Genomic DNA, 19885 nt, shown 5'->3' with positions numbered 1-19885 from the left:
GCGCAGCAAGGAGCAACAATGCGGCTGTTTTTCGACGAGGCCCAGCGGAGCCATGCGCCAGCGCGCGAACTGCACAACGGCGCGTTCACCGCCTATGCGGAGACGCCCGCGCGGATCGATGCGATCCTGCGCGCGATCGGTCCGGTCGAAGCGCCGGAGGATCGCGGCGAGGCGCCGATCCTGGCCGTCCACCCCGCGCCGTACGTCACGTTCCTGAAGGACGCCGCGCGACTGTGGCGCGAAGCCGGACGCGAGGGCGACGCGATCCCCTACACCTTCCCGATCCGCGGGCGCCGGCCGCTCGACCTGACCCGGATCGATGCGCTGATCGGCGCGCACAGCTTCGACGCGACCACGCCGATCACGCCGCAGGCCTGGGCCGCCTCCTATGGCAGCGCACAGTCTGCGCTCGCCGCGACGCACGCCGTGCTCGACGGCGACCGCGCGGCGTTCGCGCTGTGCCGCCCGCCAGGTCATCACGCGGGGGCGGATTATTGCGGCGGATATTGCCACCTCAACACCGCCGCGATCGCCGCGCAGGCCGCGCGCGATGCCGGCGTCGCGCGCGTCGCGATCCTCGACATCGACTATCACCACGGCAACGGTACGCAGGATATCTTCTATGCCAGAGGCGAAGTGTTCTACGCCTCGGTCCACGCCGATCCGAAAACCGACTACCCGTTCTACTGGGGCCATGCCGACGAGATCGGCGAAGGCGAAGGGATCGGCACCACGCTGAACCTCCCCCTCCCCCACGGCACGCGGATCGATGCATTTCGCAGGGCACAAAGCACCGCACTCGAAGCGATCGCCGCGTTCGATCCCGGCCTGCTGATCGTCAGCTTCGGCGCGGATACGTGGGAGGGCGATCCGATCTCACACTTCAAACTGACCACGCCCGACTATGCGGTGCTCGCCGCCGACATCGCGGCACGCGGTTGGCCGACCGTCATCGTCATGGAGGGCGGTTACGCAGTCGACGCGCTCGGCCACAACGTCGCGAGCTTCCTGAGTGGCTTCTGAGGCGCCGATCGCTCTGGGCACGCCAGCCTATCGCAGGCTCACGTTGGCGATGCTGTTCGCGGGGTTCTCGACCTTTTCGCTGCTCTATTCGGTGCAGCCGTTGCTGCCGCTGTTCGCCGCGCAATTCGGGCTGACTGCGGAAGGGGCATCGCTCGCGGTGTCGCTCGCGACCGGACCGCTGGCGATCGGCATCCTGTTCGCGGGGTTCGTGTCGGACCGCGTCGGCAGGCGTCCGTTGATGATCGCGGCGATGTTCGCGGCGGGTGCCCTGACCTTGGCGGCGGCGGTCGTGCCGGGGTGGAGCGGGTTGCTCGTGCTGCGGTTCCTGACCGGCGTTGCACTCGCGGGCGTGCCGGCGGTGGCGATGGCCTATGTCGCTGAGGAGGTCGATGCGGGCGCGGTCGGCGCGGCGATGGGGCTGTATATCGCGGGCTCTGCGCTTGGCGGCATGGCCGGGCGGCTGGTCGTGAGCGTCGTCGCCGATCTCGAAGGCTGGCGCTGGGCGCTTGCCGCGGTCGGTATCGCCGGCCTCGCGATGGCTGAGGCATTCCGCCGGCTTGCGCCGCCGTCACGCAATTTCACGCCGAGCGTCGGACGGCCGGGCGCGCTGTTGCGGAGCGCCGGATCGTTGTTCACCGATCGCGCGATGCCGCTGCTGTATCTCGAGGCATTCCTGCTGATGGGCGTGTTCGTCACGATCTATAACTATGCGGGCTTCCGGTTGATGAGCCCGCCTTATAGCCTCAGCCAGGCGGCGGTTGGCGGCGTGTTCCTGCTGTACGTGCTCGGCTCGGTGAGTTCGGCGAAGTTCGGGACGCTTGCCGGGCGGCTTGGGCGGCGGAAGGTCTTCTGGGTGCCCGTCGTGCTGCTGATCGCCGGCGTCGCGCTGACCGCGATGACGCCGCTGGTGCTGGTGATCGCGGGGATCGCGGTGGTGACGATCGGCTTTTTCGGCGCGCATTCGATTGCGAGCGCCTGGGTCGGGCGGCGCGCGCAGGGCTCGCGCGGGCAGGCGGCGGCGTTCTATCTGTTCTTCTATTATATGGGATCGAGCGTGCTGGGATCGGCCGGCGGGTTCGCGTGGACGCATGCCGGATGGCCGGGAGTGACGGCGTTCTGTTTGCTGCTGGGGGTGACGGCGCTGGTGATCGGGCTGGTGCTGCGCACGGTACCGCCGCTGGTGGGGGAGCCGCCGGTGCCGCAGCGGATGCCGGATCCTTGACGACTGACTTTTCCCCTCCTTGGAAAGGGAGGGGCTGGGGTGGGTTGGCCTGCTTGTGCCCATAGGTTCGGACTCGCGGAACCCGACCCACCCCCGGCCCCTCCCTTCCAGGGAGGGGAGAAGAAGTCTGGCTTCCCTCACCCCTTCTATCGCGACGCCACATCCGTCGCATCGATCGGCGGGATACCCGCCATGCTCTTCGCGACCGTCTCGACCCGTTCCATGACGCGGAGGACGTTGCCGCCGGACAGTTTCGCCAGATCGCCATCGCTCCACCCCCGGCGCGCCAGTTCGGCGAACAACAGCGGATAGCCGTCGACGCCCTTCAGCCCGATCGGCCCGGTCCCCTGGATGCCGTCGAAGTCGCCGCCGATCCCGACGTGATCGTGACCCGCAACCTTGGCGATATGCTCGACATGATCCGCGACCGTCGCGGCGGTGACTTGCGGCTCGGGATGCGCCGCGTCCCACGTCACCAGAGGCGCGGGCGATTTGGCGCCGTATACCCCCGCCGGCACGCCGACCGACTTCGCATAGGCTGAGCGCGCGACGTCCCACGCCCGCCACTCGGCCGACAGGAAGGATGGGTAGAAGTTGACCATCACCACGCCCCCATTCGTGCCGATCGCACGCAGCAGGTCGTCGGGGATGTTGCGCGGCGCGTCGGCGATCGCCCGGGCGCTCGAGTGCGAGGCGATCACCGGCGCCTTGGTCGCCGCCAAAGCCGCGGCCATCGTCGCGTCCGAGACGTGGGAGACGTCGACGATCATGCCGATGCGGTTCATCTCGGCGACCACCTGTCGCCCGAAATCGCTGAGCCCGTTTGCGCGCGGCGCGTCGGTCGAGCTGTCCGCCCAGTTCAGGCTCTTGCCGTGCGTCAGCGTCATGTACGCCACACCTAGCGCGCGATATTGCCGCAGTACCGACAGCCGCCCGTCGATCTGGTGCCCGCCCTCGACGCCGATCAGCGACGCGATCCGCCCCGCCTTCTCGATCCGTCGGATGTCGGCGGCGGTGGTCGCGAGTTCGAACGTCGTCGGGTTCGCCGCGACGAAGCGGCGGACGATATCGACCTCCTCCAGCGTCATCTCGACCGCGCGCGGCGCATCGGCGGGGATGTAGACCGACCAGAACTGGCCGCCGACATGGCCCTTCCGTAGCCGGGGAATGTCGGTCTGGAGCGGGTTCGGCAGCCGCGCGGTGTCGACCGAGAGATCGACCGCCTCGACCTTCGCGTCGTGCAGCTCGCGGATTTCCCAGGCGAGGTCGTTATGCCCGTCGATTACCGGGCTGCGCTCCAGCACGCGCTCGATCCGGCGAGAAAGTGCGGCGTCCGGGCTCGCCTGCGCGGCCAGCAGCAGGAATGCGGCGATCATGTCTTGGTCCCCCGTGGCGTCCGCTCCATCCTGAAGGAGGTGTTTGCGTGCGACAAGCCGGGTAAGGCGCTCGCCGAACGCAGGCGGAGAGGCGGAATTGGATACTGGAACGGCCGGACCGGCGCGTAAGGCGGACAGCCGCCTCTCCACCGCGATCGCGATCGCGCGGCTGATAGGGATCATGGGGATCGTCTATGTCCATGCCTGGACCGGGCGGACCGCGGAAGAACTCGCGGCGGTCGCGTTCACTTGGCAGGCGGTTCTTCGTACCGTGCTGGGCGAGATTTTCGGGCGTAGCGCGGTGCCGCTGCTCGGGATGATCTCCGGCTGGCTGGTGGTCTCGACCGCGACGCGACGGGGCTATGGCCCGTTCCTGCTCGGCAAGGCGCGAACGATCCTGCTGCCGATGCTGCTGTGGAATGCGATCGCGATTGTGCTGGTCGGGGCGGCGGCGATCTTCGGTGACCTGAAGGCCCCGACGCCGTCGAGCATCGGCTGGACGCTGAACGAACTCGTGCCGATCGCCCACGCCAACGACATCAACGTGCAGATGCCGTTCTTGCGTGATCTTTTCGTGTGCATGATGCTCGCGCCGGTTCTCGCGCGCGCGTCGAGTATCTGGCTGGCGCTGGTCGCGTTGATCGTGGTCGTGTGGAGCGTGTCCGGGGTGCATGTCCCGCTGCTGTTGCGGCCGCAGATCCTGCTGTTCTTTACCGCCGGGATCGCCGCACGGCGATTTGGCGTGGCAGAGAAGGTGGCGGGGTGGCCTGTCGCGCGCTGTGCGCTGCCGTTCGTAGTGCTGATCGCGCCGCGGCTGTGGACTGCGCTGCTAGGGAACGCGTTCTTCGACGCGCATCCGCATGTGATGGCGGCGTTCGACATATTGTTTCGATTGGCCTCCGCGATGCTGTTCTGGCGGCTGGCGTGGGCGCTGGCGGGGAGCAGCGTCGCTGAGCGGCTGCGGGGGATCGAGCGCTACGGATTTCTCGCCTTCTGCGATCATCTGGTGCTGTTGTGGCTGTTCGGGCCGATGATCGGACTGGCGACCGGCGCGCTGGGGGCCGGGCTGTATCCGGCCTATCTGCTGGTGCAGCCGTTGCTGGTGCTCGGCGTCACGGTCGTTCTGGGGCGGGGGCTGATGACAGTTTCGCCAGCGGTAGCGCGGGTGCTCAGCGGGGGGCGGCTGGGACGGTAGGCTTCAGTTGTTGCGTGACGGCGGGTCGAGTTGGTTCACCCATTCCTGGTTGTGGACGACGGTCGAGCGGACCGGGCGGCCGGCGGTGTCTAGCCAGGGACGGTAGCGGAAGCGCAGTTCGATCAGGCGGCAGGTCGTCGAGTCGAGCACCGCGTTGCCGCTGGAGCGCGTTACTTTGCAGTGCGTGACACTGCCGTCTGTCTCGACTGTGTAGCGGACGCCGACGACCCCGCCCGCGCCGATCACCGCCTCGGCATTGGGGAAGTCCTTGTTCTTGAAGCGACCCTTGATGAGGCGGGGCGGCGTCTCCTCGCCGCCGTCGCCATCGCCATTTCCGAAGCGACCGCTGCCCGTGCCGTTCCCTTCGCCGCCAGCCCCTGTGCCCGGGCCGGGGACGGGCGCAGCGCCGGTGGTGGCGTCGCTGCCGGGGCCGGGTTTGAACGCGGCGATGACTGGTGGTGGCGGGACGATCGGGGGGATGATCGGTTTGGGGATGACGAGTTCGGTCGCCTTGGAGCGGAGATTGGCCGGGGACGCTACGCCCTCGGGGCGGTGGCTCTTCGCGGGGCGGGGGATGATCTTTTCGGGCGGCGGTGGCGGTGGTGTGGGACCGACGGCGAACGTCTTCAACGCGTCGGGGATGACTTTGGGAAGGCTGACACCCAGGCCGAGGACGAGCGCGTAGCCGATCACGGCGCAGAGGGTTGCTGCGCTGGCGGCGGATAGCAGGCGGTCGCGCGAGTTCGGGTGGGCGCCGTACATGCTGGGTAGTTGGGGAGAGGCGCGGTGGGCGACAACTGGCTGGTGTTGGGAGCCATGGCGACCAAAAGGTCAGCCCTTCCGAGGTTCATTGGCAGGCGGCCGGGATGTACTGCGGCGTGCTTGGTTTTAGAAGCGGAGCGTGCCGATCTCACAAGCACCTCCCCGGCGAAGGCCGGGGTCCAGGTGGAGAGGCCGCAATAACGAAGCGCTACGCTCGATGAGCGACGTCACCCAACTGGCCCCGGCCTTCGCCGGGGTGGGTGCTCGCTTTTGGTACGATAGACTGCGGTTTTTAAGCGTATCGGTTGGACGTCGGCAGACCTGCATGTTCGGCAGACACTAGAACGGGCGGTGCGACCGCAGTCACACCGCCCGTTTCTGGCGCGCGACGCGGGAGTAAATCCCGCGTCGTCGGTCGGCGCTGAAGCACCGCCGGCCGGCCTTTCGCGTGCGAACCTGCGCTTTGCTGGTTCTTAGCGGCGTGCTGCTGCACGCCTCGCTCGGGCTTATAGCTTCTCCGTCAACTCCGGTACGATCTTGAACAGGTCCCCGACCAAGCCGATGTCCGCGACCTGGAAGATCGGCGCGTCCTCGTCCTTGTTGATCGCGACGATGACCTTCGAGTCCTTCATCCCCGCCAGATGCTGGATCGCACCCGAGATGCCGATCGCGACATACACTTCCGGTGCCACGATCTTGCCGGTCTGGCCGACCTGATAGTCGTTCGGGGCGTAGCCCGCGTCGACCGCGGCGCGCGAGGCACCGACGCCCGCACCGAGCTTGTCCGCCAGCGGATCGATCAGCGCGTGGAACTGGTCGCTCGAAGCCAGCGCACGGCCGCCCGAGACGATGATCTTCGCGCTGGTCAGCTCGGGACGCTCGTTCTTGGCGATTTCCGAGCCGGCGAAGGTCGAGAGACCCTTGTCGCCGGTCGATGCGACCGCTTCGATCTCGCCCGAACCACCCTCGGTCGCGGCCTTGGCGAATGCCGTGCCGCGTACCGTGATCACCTTCTTCGCATCCGACGACTGGACCGTCGCGATCGCATTGCCCGCGTAGATCGGTCGCGTGAACGTGTCTTCGCTCTCGACCGACAGGATGTCGCTGATCTGCATGACGTCGAGCAGCGCGGCCACGCGCGGCGCGATGTTCTTGCCGTGCGTGGTCGACGGCGCGACGAACGCGTCGTGGCTCGCCATCAGCTCGACGATCAGCGGCGCGACGTTCTCGGCGAGCGCGTGCGCGAAGGCCGCGTCGTCGGCGACGTGCACCTTGCCGACGCCGGCGATCTTGGCGGCTTCGGCAGCGACGCCGTCGACGCCCTGGCCGACGACAAGCAGATGGACTTCGCCAAGCTGCGATGCGGCAGTGACCGCGGACAGCGTGGCATCCTTGACGGCCTGACCGTCATGTTCGACCCAGACGAGCGTCTTCACTTGGCGACTCCCATTTCCTTGAGCTTGCCGACCAGCGCGTCGACATCGGCGACCTTGATCCCCGCCGAGCGCTTGGCGGGCTCGACGACCTTCAGCGTGGTCAGGCGCGGCGTCACGTCGACGCCGAAATCGGCCGGCGTCTTTTGCGCCATCGGCTTCGACTTCGCCTTCATGATGTTCGGCAACGACGCGTAGCGCGGCTCGTTGAGGCGGAGATCGGTGGTGATGATCGCGGGGAGCTTCAGCGTGTCGGTCTCCGCGCCGCCGTCGACTTCACGCGTCACGTTGACCGAGCCATCGGCGATCTCGACCTTCGACGCGAACGTGCCCTGGCCCCAGCCAAGCAGGCCGGCGAGCATCTGCCCGGTCTGGTTGTTATCGTCGTCGATCGCCTGCTTGCCGAGGATCACCATGTCGGGCTTTTCCTCCTCGACGATCTTGGCGAGGATCTTGGCGACGCCGAGGGGCTCAACCTTGGTCTCGCTGACGATGAGGATCGCGCGATCGGCGCCCATCGCGAGCGCGGTACGCAACGTTTCCTGCGATTTCTGCTCGCCGATCGAGACGACGACGATCTCGGTCACGCCCTTGTCTTTCAGGCGGATCGCTTCCTCGACCGCGATCTCGTCGAACGGGTTCATGCTCATCTTGACGTTCGCCAGATCGACGCCCGTTCCGTCCGCCTTCACGCGAGGCTTCACGTTGTAGTCAAGCACGCGCTTGACCGGCACCAGCACCTTCATCGGGATTCCTTCCAAGGTGAATCTATTCGTTTCGCCCGCTGGTTACCCGGCGGCGTTGGCCGGACAGATGGCGGTTTCGCGTCGTTTTCGCAAGTCCGGTATGGAAACATCGCTATGCCGTAGCATCACGGCGAGATGCCGATCGGACCACCTGCCCGGTAGTATGCAATATCAACGAAAAAGGGCCCGGACGTTTCCGTCCGAGCCCCTCTTTTCGCAGAATCAGTATGCGTAGTCGAAGGCGGTTAGGCCGCGACCTTCTGCACCTCTGCGACGATCTTCTTAGCTGCATCGCCGAGGTCGTTCGCAGGAACGATCGCCAGGCCGGAGTTCGCGAGGATCTCCTTGCCCTTCTCGACATTCGTGCCCTCGAGGCGGACGACCAGCGGCACCGAGAGGTTCACTTCCTTCGCCGCCGCGACGATGCCGTCGGCGATGATGTCGCACTTCATGATGCCGCCGAAGATGTTGACCAGGATGCCCTTAACGTTCGGATCCGCGAGGATGATCTTGAACGCCGCGGTCACCTTCTCCTTGTTGGCGCCGCCGCCGACGTCGAGGAAGTTGGCGGGGAACATGCCGTTGAGCTTGATGATGTCCATCGTCGCCATCGCGAGGCCGGCGCCGTTGACCATGCAGCCGATGTCGCCATCGAGCTTGATGTAGGCGAGGTCGTACTTCGACGCTTCGAGCTCGGCGGGATCTTCCTCGGTCTCGTCGCGCAGTTCGAGCAGGTCCTTGTGGCGGAACAGCGCGTTGCCGTCGAACGCGACCTTCGCGTCGAGCACCATCAGCTTGCCGTCGTTAGTGACCGCGAGCGGGTTGATCTCGATCTGCTCGGCATCGGTGCCCATGAACGCGTCATACAGCTTCGACGCGGTGTTCGCGGCCTGCTTGGCGAGATCGCCGGTCAGCTTCAGAGCTGCGGCAACGGCGCGGCCGTGATGCGGCATGAAGCCGGTCGCCTGGTCGATGTCGATCGACTGGATCTTCTCGGGCGTGTCGTGCGCGACCGCTTCGATGTCCATGCCGCCTTCGGTCGAGACGACCATCATCACCCGGCCGGTGGTGCGGTTGAGCGTCAGCGCGAGGTAGAATTCCTTGTCGATGTCGACGCCGTCGGTGACGTACAGGCGATTGACCTGCTTGCCCGCGTCACCCGTCTGGATCGTGACGAGCGTGTTGCCGAGCATGTCGGTCGCGGCCGCGCGAACCTCGTCCTCGGTCTTGGCGAGGCGGACGCCGCCCTTCGCATCGGGACCGAGCTCGACGAACTTGCCCTTGCCGCGGCCGCCGGCGTGGATCTGCGCCTTGACGACATAGAGCGGTCCGGGAAGCTTCTTCGAGGCCTCGACGGCCTCTTCGACGGTCAAGGCCGCGAAGCCTGCGGGCACGGGGACGCCGAACTTGGCCAGCAGTTCCTTGGCCTGGTATTCATGGATGTTCATCGGGAAGGCTCCACGCAATTTTTAGGAAACTCGGGAATTGCATCGGCGTAAAGCACAGGGCGCGCGGCAAATCCACCCTTAAGGCATTTGCAGTTGCGTATCGTTATCAATAGAGGGTAGCGCGAGCCTGGATTTCGTTGCCGCATCGGCACGGAAAAATACTCGAAGACCGGCTCGAACGCCGTTTGGGCGCAACTATTCCGGCCTCGGCTGAGGCTGGTGCGTTTGCCGGGTCTGGTTGCGCTCGAGGCGGTGGTCGCGTTCGCGAAACCGCTGCATCCCGCGGTGTTCGATCATATCGTCGCGTTGAGCCAGCGATAGGCGATTGAGACCACCCGTTTTCCTGCGAACGCAGGAACCCAGGATTATTCAGTTTCGTGCTTAGTTACCCTGGGCTCCTGCGTTCGCAGGAGAACGGCAAGGGACGTCGGCAAGGCCGCGGTCGGACGCTGCTCGCACGTGCGGGGATCGGTGCGGGCGTGGCTGCGCCTGCTTCCGTCAGTCGAACAGGCTCGACACGCTCGTCTCGTCCGCGATCCGCTTGATCGCCTCACCGAGCAACGGCGCGATCTGCAGATGGCGGATCTTGCCGTGTGCGCCCTTGATGACCTCGTGATTCCCGATCGAGTCGGTGATCACCAGCTCTCGCAGTTCAGAGCCCTCGACGCGGGCGACTGCGCCGCCCGACAGGACGCCGTGCGTGACATAGGCGACGACGTCCTCGGCACCCGCTTCCTTCAGCGCCGCCGCCGCGTTGCACAGCGTGCCCGCCGAATCGACGATATCGTCGACCAGGATGCAGAAGCGACCTTCGACCTCGCCGATGATGTTCATCACCTCCGACTCGCCCGCGCGCTCACGGCGCTTGTCGACGATCGCGAGCGGTGCATTGTCGAGTCGCTTGGCGAGGACGCGTGCACGGACGACACCGCCGACGTCCGGCGACACGACCATCAGGTTCTTGCCCTTGAACCGCGCGAGGATGTCCGCCGACATGACCGGCGCCGCATAGAGATTGTCGGTCGGAATATCGAAGAAGCCCTGGATCTGACCAGCGTGCAAATCGACCGACAGCACGCGGTTCGCGCCCGCGACGGTGATCAGGTTGGCGACCAGCTTGGCAGAGATTGGAGTCCGCGGGCCCGGCTTCCGGTCTTGTCGCGCGTAACCCATGTACGGGATCACCGCGGTGATGCGCCGCGCCGACGCGCGCTTGAGCGCGTCGATCATGATGAGCAGTTCCATGAGGTTGTCGTTGGCGGGATAGCCGGTCGACTGGATCACGAACACGTCCTCGCCGCGGACGTTCTCGTTAATCTCGACGAAGACCTCCTCGTCGGCGAAGCGGCGCACACTGACGTCGGTTAGCGGGATCTCGAGATAGGCGGAGATTTCCTGCGCCAGCGGCAGGTTCGAATTGCCGGTCATCAGTTTCATGAAGCTATTTCCCGCTCGATATTGCGCACCCCTTAGGCGCACGAACGGTGTCGTGGAAGGGTTTGCCCGCCGGCGCGTGGCTACGTACAGCGGCAGGATGACCGTGATCACCCGTTTCGCCCCCTCGCCCACCGGCCGGCTGCATGTCGGCAATATCCGCACCGCGCTCCACAACTGGATGTTCGCGCGGGCGCAGGGCGGCACGTTCGTGTTGCGGATCGACGATACCGATCCCGAACGCAGCGAGGAACGCTTCGTCGACGCGATCCGCGCCGATCTCGACTGGCTCGGAATGACGCCCGATGCGGAAGAACGACAGTCCGCGCGGTTCGCGCTGTACGAGGCGCGGTTCGCGGCGCTGGTCGCGAGCGGGCACGTGTATCCCGCGTACGAAACCTCGCAGGAGCTCGACCTGAAGCGCAAGATCCAGGCCGGGCGTGGTTTGCCGCCGATCTACGATCGGGCTGCGTTGGCGCTCGACGAGGCTGCGCGGGTCAAGCTGGAGGCGGACGGAGTTAAGCCGCATTGGCGGTTCAAGCTCGACCACGACTCGGCGATCGACTGGGACGACCTGATCCGCGGGCCGCAGCATTTCGAGGCGAGGACGATGAGCGATCCGGTTATCCGGCGCGCGGACGGATCGTGGCTGTATATGTTGCCGTCGGCGATCGACGACGCCGAGATGGGCGTGACGCATGTGGTGCGGGGCGAGGATCATGTGTCGAACACCGCGCTCCAGTTGCAGATGTTCGCGGCGCTCGGCGTGACGCCGCCTCGGTTTGCGCATGAGGCTTTGCTGACGGGGGCCGAGGGGAAACTGTCGAAGCGGCTTGGGTCGCTCGGTGTCGATCATTTCCGTGAGGTCGGGATCGAACCGCAGGCGGTGCGCGCGCTGCTGGCGCGGATCGGGACGAGCGATCCGGTCGAACCGATCGCCGATGCTGCGCCGCTGATCGCAGGGTTCGATTTTGCAAGGTTCGGACGGGCGCCGGCGCGGTTCGACGAGGCGGAACTGGCGCAGTTGAATGCGCGGATTTTGCATGCGCTGCCGTTCGAGGCGGTGGCTGGGCGCTTGCCCGATGGCATGGACGTGGCGGCTTGGGAGGCGGTGCGGCCGAACCTGGTGACGCTGGCGGATGCAGCGGACTGGTGGGGGGTGATCGAGGGGCCTGTTGCGGTCGCGGGCGACGTGGAGGTCGAGTATCTCGATCAGGCGCTGGCGGCGGCGGGTGAGATCGATTGGTCGAGCGATCCGTGGCACGCGCTGACGGCTCGGTTGAAGGCTGAGACGGGGCGCCAGGGGAAGGCGCTGTTCCTGCCGTTGAGGCGCGCGCTGACGGGGCGTGATCATGGGCCGGACATGGCGGCGTTGCTGCCGCTGATCGGGCACGAGCGGGCTTTGGAGCGACTCGCGGCGCGGTAGTCTCGCGTTAGCGAGGGTTGCCCGCAAGAAGCATGTTCTCCCGCGAAGGCGGGAGTCCAGCCTGGGCTCCCGCCTTCGCGGGAGAACAAAGAGGGGTGGGCGGTCGATCTGAACACCGCCCCCATCCCAAACACCTCCCCGGCGAAGGCCGGGGCCCAATTGGGGGGACAGTGATGACGGGCGTTACGCCCAGTTATTTCAACCTTTCCAATTGGGCCCCGGCCTCCGCCGGGGTGGAGACCTGGTGCGATCGAGGTGGCGGCCAAACAGGTAGCGGGGCGACTTAAACCACTCCTTGACGGCGAGCGTCCTCGACCGGGAAAGGTACTGAGAAGGCGAACACTCCCACCCGCCAACCCCCTTGCCCCCGAAATGTAATGATGTACCATCCCAATCGGCGGTACCTATCTCGCCGCCATCCTCGAGGAGATGCGAAGGAGACGGTAATGTACGCGGATCGACTGAACCGGACGGGCGGATTCAATCCCGGGAGCCTTGGCGTGGCGCTGGCCATAAACTGCGCGGTGATTGGAGCGTTGTTCTTTGCAGCGCCTAATGTGCTGCCGTTCGTGCCCGACAAGCCCCTCGTCACCTATGTGCCGTACACTCCACCACCGCCGCCTGAACCCACTCCGCCCGCCGACCCGCTGATCCGCCAGCAACCGCGCCCAGCCCCGCGCCCCGATGCACCGATCACGGTCGTGCAGATCCCGCAGACCGATGGCTTCGCGGTCGCCCCCGATCCACTCCCCTACATGCCGTCGATCGAAGTCGAAGGCACCGGAACGGGAACCGTGGCGGTCGCTCCGCCAAAGCCCGCACCCGTGTTCGTCCAGCCCGGCATCGACCCGCGCTATGCCGCCGACTTCCAGCCGAGCTATCCGTCCGAGGAACGTCGCGCCGAACGCGAGGGCAAGGTCGTCGTGCGCCTGCTGGTCGGTACCGACGGTCGCGTGAAGCAGGTCGAGCGGGTCAGCGCGACCACCGATGCGTTCTATCGCGCGACGCTGGACCGTGCGCTGGCGAAGTGGCGGTTCAAGCCCGCGACGCGCGACGGCGTTCCGGTCGAAGCGTGGCGATCGATGTCGCTGACGTTTGTGCTCCAGAACTAAAGCTTGAGGGGCGCGGGGCTGGCCTAGCCGGCTTCGCCCCCCTATCTTGGCGATCATGGGCTTTTTCAGTCGTTTCTCCCCGATCGTCGCCTATCGCGACCTGCGGCTCTTCTTCAGCCAGCGTCGGCCGTACGAGCTCATCTTTCTCGTGGCTGCGCTCGGCGTCACCAGCTTCCTGATCTACGCGTTCATGAAGGATTCGTACGTCGAGCAGGAGTATCGGCCGAAGATCATCTACGTCGAGCAATGGCCTGCGGATCGGACCGACGCGGAGATCGTCGCCCAGCAGAAGATCGACGCGCCGATCAAGGCCAAGGCGCTCGCCGAGCAGAAGGCCCGCGAGGACGAGACACGTGCGTCGTTCAAGCGGTTGGACGACAAGCTCAAGGCCATGGGAATCTGACCCAGGCGGATGCTCGGTGGATGGGCACTGCGTTGGCGCTGGCCGAGCGTAGCCGAGGACGGACTGCGCCCAATCCCAATGTCGGCTGCGTGATCGTGCGCGACGGCCGCGTCGTCGGGCGTGGCTGGACGCAAGCGGGCGGGCGACCACATGCCGAGGCGATGGCCTTGGCGGAGGCCGGTGCGAAAGCGCGGGGGGCCACGGCCTATGCTACGCTTGAGCCATGCGCGCACCAGTCGCCACGCGGGCCAGCATGTAGCGACCTGCTGATCGAGGCTGGTGTCTCACGCGTGGTCGTTGCCCTCGAAGATCCGGATATACGAACGGCCGGCCGAGGGTTTGCCAGGATCGAGACGGCTGGCATCGCCGTGACGCGCGGTGTGCGTGCGGACGAAGCCAAACGTTCGATGGCCGGCTTTCTCACCCGGCAAGCGCTGGGCCGTCCCCATGTAACGCTGAAGCTCGCGACGTCGCTCGACGGTTGCATCGCGATGCCTGATGGATCGAGTCGCTGGATCACCGGTCCGCAGGCGCGCGCTCACGCTCATCTCGAGCGGAGTCGGCACGAAGCGATCCTCGTCGGTCGCGGCACGTATGACGCCGATGCACCGCGACTCGACGTGCGGTTGCCGGGGCTGGAAGAACGCAGACCGATGCGCGTGCTTCTGTCCTCGACTGTCCGGGACGTGCCCGGCTGGACCGTCATCGCCGCCCCGCAAGACATCGCGCCCCTCCCCAACGTCGATCATATCCTCATCGAGGGCGGCGCGGCCGTAGCGTCGGCGTTCCTCGCGGCCGATCTGGTCGACCGCCTTCTCCTTTACCGCGCGCCGATCCTCATCGGCGGCGGCAAGCATTCGCTCCGCGACATCGGCCTCACCGACCTGACCGAAGCGCATGGCCGCTGGGCGATCGTCGATGCGCGGCAACTTGGCAGCGACCGGCTCGAGGTCTACGAGCGCGAACGAAACGAGGCATAATGTTCACCGGAATCGTCACCGACATCGGCACCGTCACGACCGTGGAATCGCCCAGCGATACCCGCGTCGTCGTCAGCACCGCCTATGATACCGCGACCGTCGATCTCGGCGCGTCGATTTCGTGCTCGGGCGTCTGCCTGACCGTGGTCGACAAGGGACCTGGGTGGTTCGCGGTCGATGTCTCCGGCGAGACGATCAGCCGCACGGCGAAGGATCAGTGGACCGAAGGACGCAAGTTCAATCTCGAACGCGCGATGAAGCTCGGCGACGAGCTCGGTGGCCATATCGTCACTGGCCATGTCGACGGCCTCGGCACCGTCGTAGCGCTGAACGAGGAAGGCGGCTCGCACCGCGTCACGATCCGCGCCGGCGCCGACGTCGCGCCGTTCATCGCGCCCAAGGGTTCGGTGACGGTCGACGGCGTCTCGCTTACCGTGAACAGCGTCCAGGACATCGATTGCCCTGATGGACCAAGGGAGGTCGAATTCGGCCTCAACATCATCCCGCATACCTGGTCCGTCACCACCCTCGGAACCATCCAGATGGGTCAGTCGGTCAATATCGAGATCGACGTCCTCGCCCGCTACCTCCAAAGAATGGAGCATTACCGTGCCTCTGCCCGCTGAGCGTTCGTCCGAATTGGCCCGTCTGAAGCACGGCTATCTGTCGAGTCCCGAAGAGATCATCGACGAGGCGCGCAACGGTCGGATGTTCATCCTGGTCGACGACGAGGATCGCGAGAACGAGGGCGACCTCGTCATCCCCGCGCAGATGGCGACGCCGGAGAAGATCAACTTCATGGCCAAATACGGCCGTGGCCTGATCTGTCTCGCGCTGACCAGGGACCGCACCGAGGAACTCGGCCTCGAACTGATGAGCCGCAACAACGGCACGCGGCACGAGACCGCGTTCACCGTCTCGATCGAGGCGCTGGAAGGCGTCACGACCGGCATCTCGGCCGCGGACCGCGCGCGCACCATCGCGGTGGCGATCGATGCGACCAAGCAGAAGGCGGACATCGTCACGCCCGGCCACGTCTTCCCGCTGGTGGCGCGCGACGGCGGCGTGCTGATCCGCGCCGGCCATACCGAGGCTGCGGTCGACGTCGCACGGCTCGCCGGGCTCAATCCGTCGGGCGTGATCTGCGAGATCATGAACGAGGATGGCACGATGGCGCGGATGGATGACCTCGTCACCTTCGCGCAGTTCCACAACGTCAAGATCGGCACGATCCGCGACCTGATCGCGTATCGCCGCCGCTACGACCACCTCGTCGAGAAGCGTGCCGAGGCCAGGTTCACCTCCGAATGGGGTGGCGACTGGACCGCGCTGACGTTCTGGAACAAGGCGACCGGCACCGAGCAGGTCGCGCTGGTAAAGGGCAAGATCGACCCGGCCAAGCCGACGCTCGTCCGCATGCACGCGCTGTCGCCGTTCGCGGATATCTTCGGCGAATCGGGCGATCGCGGCCGGATCCTCGCGCGCTCGATGCAGATGATCGCGGACGAGGGCGCGGGCGTCATCGTAGTCATCAACCGCCCGCGCAGCAACACCTTCACGTCCGCCGTGATGAAGAAGGCGGGTGCGGAGATCACGCCGGACATGGAGGAACTGCGCGACTACGGCGTCGGCGCGATGATCCTGACCGAACTCGGCGTCCACGACATGGTGCTGATCACCAACACGCATCACACGCTGGTCGGCCTCGACGGCTACGGCCTGTCGATCGTCGGCGAGCGCCCGATCGCGTCCCTGAACACAGAAAAGAGCCCGAACTGATGGCCCATCTCCTCATCGTCGAAGCCCGGTTCTACGATCACCTCAACGACCTGCTGGTCGAGGGCGCAAAGGCGGCGATCGAAGCCGCCGGCCACACGCACGAGACGATCACCGTGCCTGGCGCACTCGAAGTTCCGGGCGCGATCGCGCTGGCGGCGGAGAGCGAGACGTTCGACGCCTATGTCGCGCTCGGCGTCGTGATCCGCGGCGAGACCTATCATTTCGAGATCGTCGCGGGCGAGAGCGCACGCGGGATCATGCAGCTGACGATGGACGGCCTGCCGATCGGCAACGGCATCCTGACCACGGAAAACGAAGCGCAGGCGCTTACGCGCGCACGGCCGACCGAGGGCGACAAGGGCGGTGGTGCGGCCAACGCCGCGCTGGCGATGCTGGCGCTGAAGGACCGCTTCCTCGCGTGAGCTGCGCGCGTGGGTGAGGTGATCAACCTGCGGCTCGCGCGGAAGCAGCGGGCGAGAGTGACGGCCGAGCAGCGCGCGAACGAGAACCGCCGGCTGTTCGGCCGGACCGCGGCGGAGAAAGCAGCCGAAACGCGTGCGCGGGATCGGGTCGAAAAGACGCTCGATGGCGCGCATCTCGATAAGCAGCCGCCGAATGGAAAAACGGAATAACGCGCCCTCGTCATCCTAGCGAACGCCAGGATCGAGAGCCGAAAGCGGGCGGCTTCCGTGACGCTGGATCCTGGGTCGAGCCCGGGATGACGAGACCTTGGGCATCGGCAACACCCATCCCCGCAGGAACGTCCAGACCGCAGCGCCGTTATGCCCCCGTAACAAGGGGCCCATCATGATTTCGGATGCGAATGCGACGTTGCTCGCCAAACTCGGCTTCGCTGCGCGAGGCGTGGTCTATATCCTGGTCGGGTGGTTTGCCGTCGACGCGGCATTACGCGGTGGCAAGATCGCCGACAACCAAGGCGCGATCGGGTCGATGGCGGACCAGGCGTTCGGTCCGGCCCTGCTCGCGATCGTGGCGGCCGGTCTGCTCGGCTACGCGGTCTGGCGGTTGACCGAGGCGGCCGCCAACCCAGAGCAGATCGGCAGCGACGTAAAGGGCACCCTCAAGCGGATCGGGCACGTCGTCAGCGGGATCGCGCATCTGATCCTGGCCTGGACCGCTGCCAAGCTTGCCATGAAGACGGGGTCTCGCGACGCAGCCGTCTCACCCGGCGACGAGAGCGCGCGCGACTGGACCGCATTGCTGCTCGACCAGCCGGCCGGGCGCGTTCTGGTCGGCGCGGTCGCGGTCGGCGTGTTGGTTGCGGCCTTCCAGCAGGCGCAAAAGGCATGGCGCGGCGATTTCATACATGACCTTCGCGGCGACGCCCCCGCCCCCGGCTATGTCTGCACGATGGGCCGGATCGGCTATGGCGCGCGCGCACTCGTGTTCCTGATCGTCGCCGGGCTGTTCGCACTCGCCGCGTGGACCGCGCATGCGAGCGACGCGGGCGGCGTGGCGGAGGCTCTGGAGCAGCTGCAATCGCAACCGGGCGGCAAGTGGCTGCTCGTGCTTACTGGGATCGGTCTGGCGTTGTTCGGCGCGTACAGTCTGGTCGAGGCACGCTTCCGGCGGATCCACGTCGACCTGCCGGGGACCAATTAGGCCTCCGACAGTGTGTCGCCGAGACGGCGATGCTAGCGGACGGCGGCATGCACACGAAGCTTCGACGCCCCGACCATCCGAATGTCGATTACCGGATATTCCTCCACTACGACGCTGCGTCAGATTTCGCTGGCCGTTTCCAGTAACGCCGCCTCGACCTCCTCGACGCTGATGCCGAATGCGCCCGCCAGCGCCGCTAGCGACGCACCGCGATCCGCCAGCGTCCGGATCCGCTTCGGATCGACGATGGTCGTGTAACCGCGGGTATCGCGCTCTTTCTTGGTTTCCTCGCCACTCCGCGCCAACGCGCCGGAGCGGCGGCGTTTGGAAATCTTGAGTGCTTCGACGTCGTTGGTCGGCGGCGCGTCGAGCCGTGCCTTGATCCGCCCGTCTTCTTCGATACGACGGCTTTCGCGGGCGCGTTCGCGTTCCTGGGACTGGAGATCGCGCTGGGCAGCACGCGACTCGGATCGCTGTTCGGACGCGGCGAGCCGCTCCTTGGCGCGTTGCTCGCGGCCGTTGGCCCGCTCCTCAGCACGCTTTGCGGCACGATCGGCGGTGCCTGGCGTGAGCGGCCCCGTTCCCCTGCCCCCGCTTGGCCAGCCGTCGGTCATTGCATATCCTGTCGTCACCGGTGCGCCGTTCGACGCGGAGGCGCGCTGCTAGGCGATGGCGGCACCGGTGACTAGAGGCTGACCTTCACGATCCCCCCCAAAGGGGGAGGATCGAGCATCGCCACGCGTCAGGCGTTCGCAGTCTCGAGCGCGGGGTAGTCGATGTAACCCTCGGGGCCTTGGCTGTACCACGTCTTCGCATCGTCCTTCGCCAGCGGTGCGCCATCGCGCAGACGCTCCGGCAGGTCCGGGTTCGCGATGAACGGACGGCCGAAGCTGATCGCGTCGGCATCGCCCTTGTCGAGTTCGGCCTGCGCCTTCTCCAGCGTGTCGTAATCCGAGTTCACGACCAGCACGCCCTTGAAGACCTTGCGGATCGCCGGGCTGAGCTTCGGTACGTCGGTCTTGCCGAACGTGCCGTCCGGGCCAGGCTCGCGCAGTTCGAGGAACGCGATGCCGAGATCGGACAGCGCCTTGGCAGCGGCCGTGAACAGCGGCTCGGGGTTGCTGTCGTCGACACCCTGCGAGTCGCCATTGGGCGACAGGCGGACGCTGACGCGATCGGCACCGGCGACCGAAATCACCCGCTCGGCGACTTCGCGCAGCAGGCGAACGCGATTGTCGATCGAGCCACCATATTCGTCGGTGCGCAGGTTGGCGTTGTCGCGCAGGAACTGGTCGATCAGATAGCCATTGGCGGCATGGATCTGCACGCCGTCGAAGCCGGCGGCCAGCGCATTCTTAGTCGCCAGTTCATAGTCGTTCAGCAGGCGCGGAATCTCGTTCAGTTCGAGTGGACGCGCGACCTCGAAGTCCTGCTTGCCCTCGAACGTGTGCGCCTGGCCTTCGGTCGCGGTCGCCGACGACGAGACCGGCTGGCCGCCGATCACCGACGAATGGACCTGACGCCCCATGTGCCAGAGCTGCGCGACGATCCGGCCACCAGCGGCGTGCACCGAGTCGGTGACGGGCTTCCAGGCGGCGACCTGCGCATCGGTCCACAGACCCGGTGCGAACGGCCAGCCCAGGCCTTCGCGGCTGATGCCGGTGGCCTCCGAGATGATCAGGCCGGCGCTCGCCCGCTGCGTATAATAGTCGACCATCATGTCGGTCGGAACGGCATCCCTGTCGGCACGCCCCCGCGTGAGCGGCGCCATGATGATGCGGTTCGGCGCGTCGACGGCACCAAGGGTAATGGAATCGAAAAGGCTCGGCATGGGGGCTCCTTATTGGCCTGACGGGCGGAAGATAGGGCGCTACAGCGCGGCATGCATCGCCCCGACCCGCAAACATTATCTAGCGTGCCCGA

General features: G+C 66.3%; 20 protein-coding genes. 12 read left to right on the top strand and 8 right to left on the bottom strand.

The annotated features are described in order from the left end of the window. The first annotated feature begins 18 nt into the window (after positions 1-18). Both QFZ54_RS14215 and QFZ54_RS14210 read left to right on the top strand, forming a co-directional pair. Positions 19-1023: a histone deacetylase family protein gene (locus QFZ54_RS14215; protein ID WP_307088112.1), complete on the top strand. Its 1005-nt coding sequence runs from the start codon at positions 19-21 to the stop codon at positions 1021-1023. Next, a complete protein-coding gene (locus tag QFZ54_RS14210) occupies positions 1013-2245 on the top strand; it encodes an MFS transporter (RefSeq protein ID WP_307088110.1) in 1233 nt (410 codons plus the stop codon). Before QFZ54_RS14215 ends, QFZ54_RS14210 begins: the two co-directional genes overlap by 11 nt. 146 nt (positions 2246-2391) lie before the next feature. Here QFZ54_RS14210 and QFZ54_RS14205 read toward each other — a convergent pair whose 3' ends face one another. Continuing rightward, entirely contained in the window at positions 2392-3621 is a 1230-nt protein-coding gene (locus QFZ54_RS14205) for a dipeptidase (RefSeq protein ID WP_307088108.1), read from the bottom strand. A 97-nt stretch (positions 3622-3718) separates the two neighbouring features. Here QFZ54_RS14205 and QFZ54_RS14200 point away from each other — a divergent pair, with 97 nt between their 5' ends. After that, positions 3719-4816: an acyltransferase family protein gene (locus tag QFZ54_RS14200; protein ID WP_307088106.1), complete on the top strand. Its 1098-nt coding sequence runs from the start codon at positions 3719-3721 to the stop codon at positions 4814-4816. A gap of 3 nt (positions 4817-4819) precedes the next feature. Here QFZ54_RS14200 and QFZ54_RS14195 read toward each other — a convergent pair whose 3' ends face one another. From QFZ54_RS14195 to QFZ54_RS14175, 5 genes are all read right to left on the bottom strand, one after another. Then, a complete protein-coding gene (locus QFZ54_RS14195) occupies positions 4820-5578 on the bottom strand; it encodes an energy transducer TonB (protein WP_307088103.1) in 759 nt (252 codons plus the stop codon). A 506-nt stretch (positions 5579-6084) separates the two neighbouring features. Continuing rightward, positions 6085-7014 carry an electron transfer flavoprotein subunit alpha/FixB family protein gene (locus QFZ54_RS14190; RefSeq protein ID WP_307088101.1) on the bottom strand — a complete coding sequence of 310 codons (930 nt, stop codon included), beginning with the start codon at positions 7012-7014 and terminating at the stop codon, positions 6085-6087. Next, positions 7011-7757 carry an electron transfer flavoprotein subunit beta/FixA family protein gene (locus QFZ54_RS14185; protein ID WP_307088099.1) on the bottom strand — a complete coding sequence of 249 codons (747 nt, stop codon included), beginning with the start codon at positions 7755-7757 and terminating at the stop codon, positions 7011-7013. Before QFZ54_RS14185 ends, QFZ54_RS14190 begins: the two co-directional genes overlap by 4 nt. A 245-nt stretch (positions 7758-8002) precedes the next feature. Next, positions 8003-9205: an ADP-forming succinate--CoA ligase subunit beta gene (sucC, locus tag QFZ54_RS14180; RefSeq protein WP_056053980.1), complete on the bottom strand. Its 1203-nt coding sequence runs from the start codon at positions 9203-9205 to the stop codon at positions 8003-8005. A 498-nt stretch (positions 9206-9703) separates the two neighbouring features. After that, entirely contained in the window at positions 9704-10642 is a 939-nt protein-coding gene (locus QFZ54_RS14175; protein WP_093398251.1) for a ribose-phosphate pyrophosphokinase, read from the bottom strand. A gap of 97 nt (positions 10643-10739) precedes the next feature. Between QFZ54_RS14175 and gltX the strand changes: the two genes are divergently transcribed. The 9 genes from gltX (at position 10740) to QFZ54_RS14130 (ending at position 17962) form a co-directional block, all read left to right on the top strand. Then, a complete protein-coding gene (gene gltX / locus QFZ54_RS14170; RefSeq protein WP_307088097.1) occupies positions 10740-12065 on the top strand; it encodes a glutamate--tRNA ligase in 1326 nt (441 codons plus the stop codon). 500 nt (positions 12066-12565) lie between these two features. Continuing rightward, positions 12566-13177 carry an energy transducer TonB gene (locus QFZ54_RS14165; RefSeq protein WP_307088095.1) on the top strand — a complete coding sequence of 204 codons (612 nt, stop codon included), beginning with the start codon at positions 12566-12568 and terminating at the stop codon, positions 13175-13177. 55 nt (positions 13178-13232) lie between these two features. Continuing rightward, positions 13233-13580 carry a hypothetical protein gene (locus QFZ54_RS14160; RefSeq protein WP_307088093.1) on the top strand — a complete coding sequence of 116 codons (348 nt, stop codon included), beginning with the start codon at positions 13233-13235 and terminating at the stop codon, positions 13578-13580. Continuing rightward, entirely contained in the window at positions 13577-14560 is a 984-nt protein-coding gene (ribD, locus tag QFZ54_RS14155; RefSeq protein WP_373458599.1) for a bifunctional diaminohydroxyphosphoribosylaminopyrimidine deaminase/5-amino-6-(5-phosphoribosylamino)uracil reductase RibD, read from the top strand. The genes QFZ54_RS14160 and ribD overlap by 4 nt, the downstream gene beginning before the upstream one ends. Beyond that, positions 14560-15186: a riboflavin synthase gene (locus QFZ54_RS14150; RefSeq protein ID WP_307088090.1), complete on the top strand. Its 627-nt coding sequence runs from the start codon at positions 14560-14562 to the stop codon at positions 15184-15186. Before ribD ends, QFZ54_RS14150 begins: the two co-directional genes overlap by 1 nt. Next, a complete protein-coding gene (gene ribB / locus QFZ54_RS14145) occupies positions 15176-16339 on the top strand; it encodes a 3,4-dihydroxy-2-butanone-4-phosphate synthase (protein ID WP_307089476.1) in 1164 nt (387 codons plus the stop codon). Before QFZ54_RS14150 ends, ribB begins: the two co-directional genes overlap by 11 nt. Continuing rightward, the gene (gene ribH, locus QFZ54_RS14140; RefSeq protein WP_307088088.1) at positions 16339-16761 is read left to right on the top strand and encodes a 6,7-dimethyl-8-ribityllumazine synthase; all 423 of its coding nucleotides are present in this window, start codon (positions 16339-16341) and stop codon (positions 16759-16761) included. The genes ribB and ribH overlap by 1 nt, the downstream gene beginning before the upstream one ends. A gap of 18 nt (positions 16762-16779) precedes the next feature. Next, positions 16780-16971: a DUF4169 family protein gene (locus QFZ54_RS14135; protein WP_307088086.1), complete on the top strand. Its 192-nt coding sequence runs from the start codon at positions 16780-16782 to the stop codon at positions 16969-16971. Between the two features lie 175 nt (positions 16972-17146). Next, positions 17147-17962, top strand: a complete 816-nt coding sequence (locus tag QFZ54_RS14130; RefSeq protein ID WP_307088083.1) for a DUF1206 domain-containing protein — start codon at positions 17147-17149, stop codon at positions 17960-17962. Positions 17963-18081: 119 nt separating this feature from the next. On the opposite strand, the gene QFZ54_RS14125 is transcribed toward QFZ54_RS14130, so the two are convergent. Beyond that, a complete protein-coding gene (locus tag QFZ54_RS14125; RefSeq protein ID WP_307088081.1) occupies positions 18082-18576 on the bottom strand; it encodes a hypothetical protein in 495 nt (164 codons plus the stop codon). A 128-nt stretch (positions 18577-18704) separates the two neighbouring features. Further along, the gene (locus tag QFZ54_RS14120) at positions 18705-19793 is read right to left on the bottom strand and encodes an alkene reductase (RefSeq protein WP_307088079.1); all 1089 of its coding nucleotides are present in this window, start codon (positions 19791-19793) and stop codon (positions 18705-18707) included. Between the last annotated feature and the right edge of the window lie 92 nt (positions 19794-19885).

This window comes from Sphingomonas faeni (assembly GCF_030817315.1).
GTDB classification, from domain to species: domain Bacteria; phylum Pseudomonadota; class Alphaproteobacteria; order Sphingomonadales; family Sphingomonadaceae; genus Sphingomonas; species Sphingomonas faeni_C.
The sequence above is the reverse complement of the archived record's forward strand: the minus strand, read 5'-3'. Positions and strand labels throughout refer to the sequence as shown.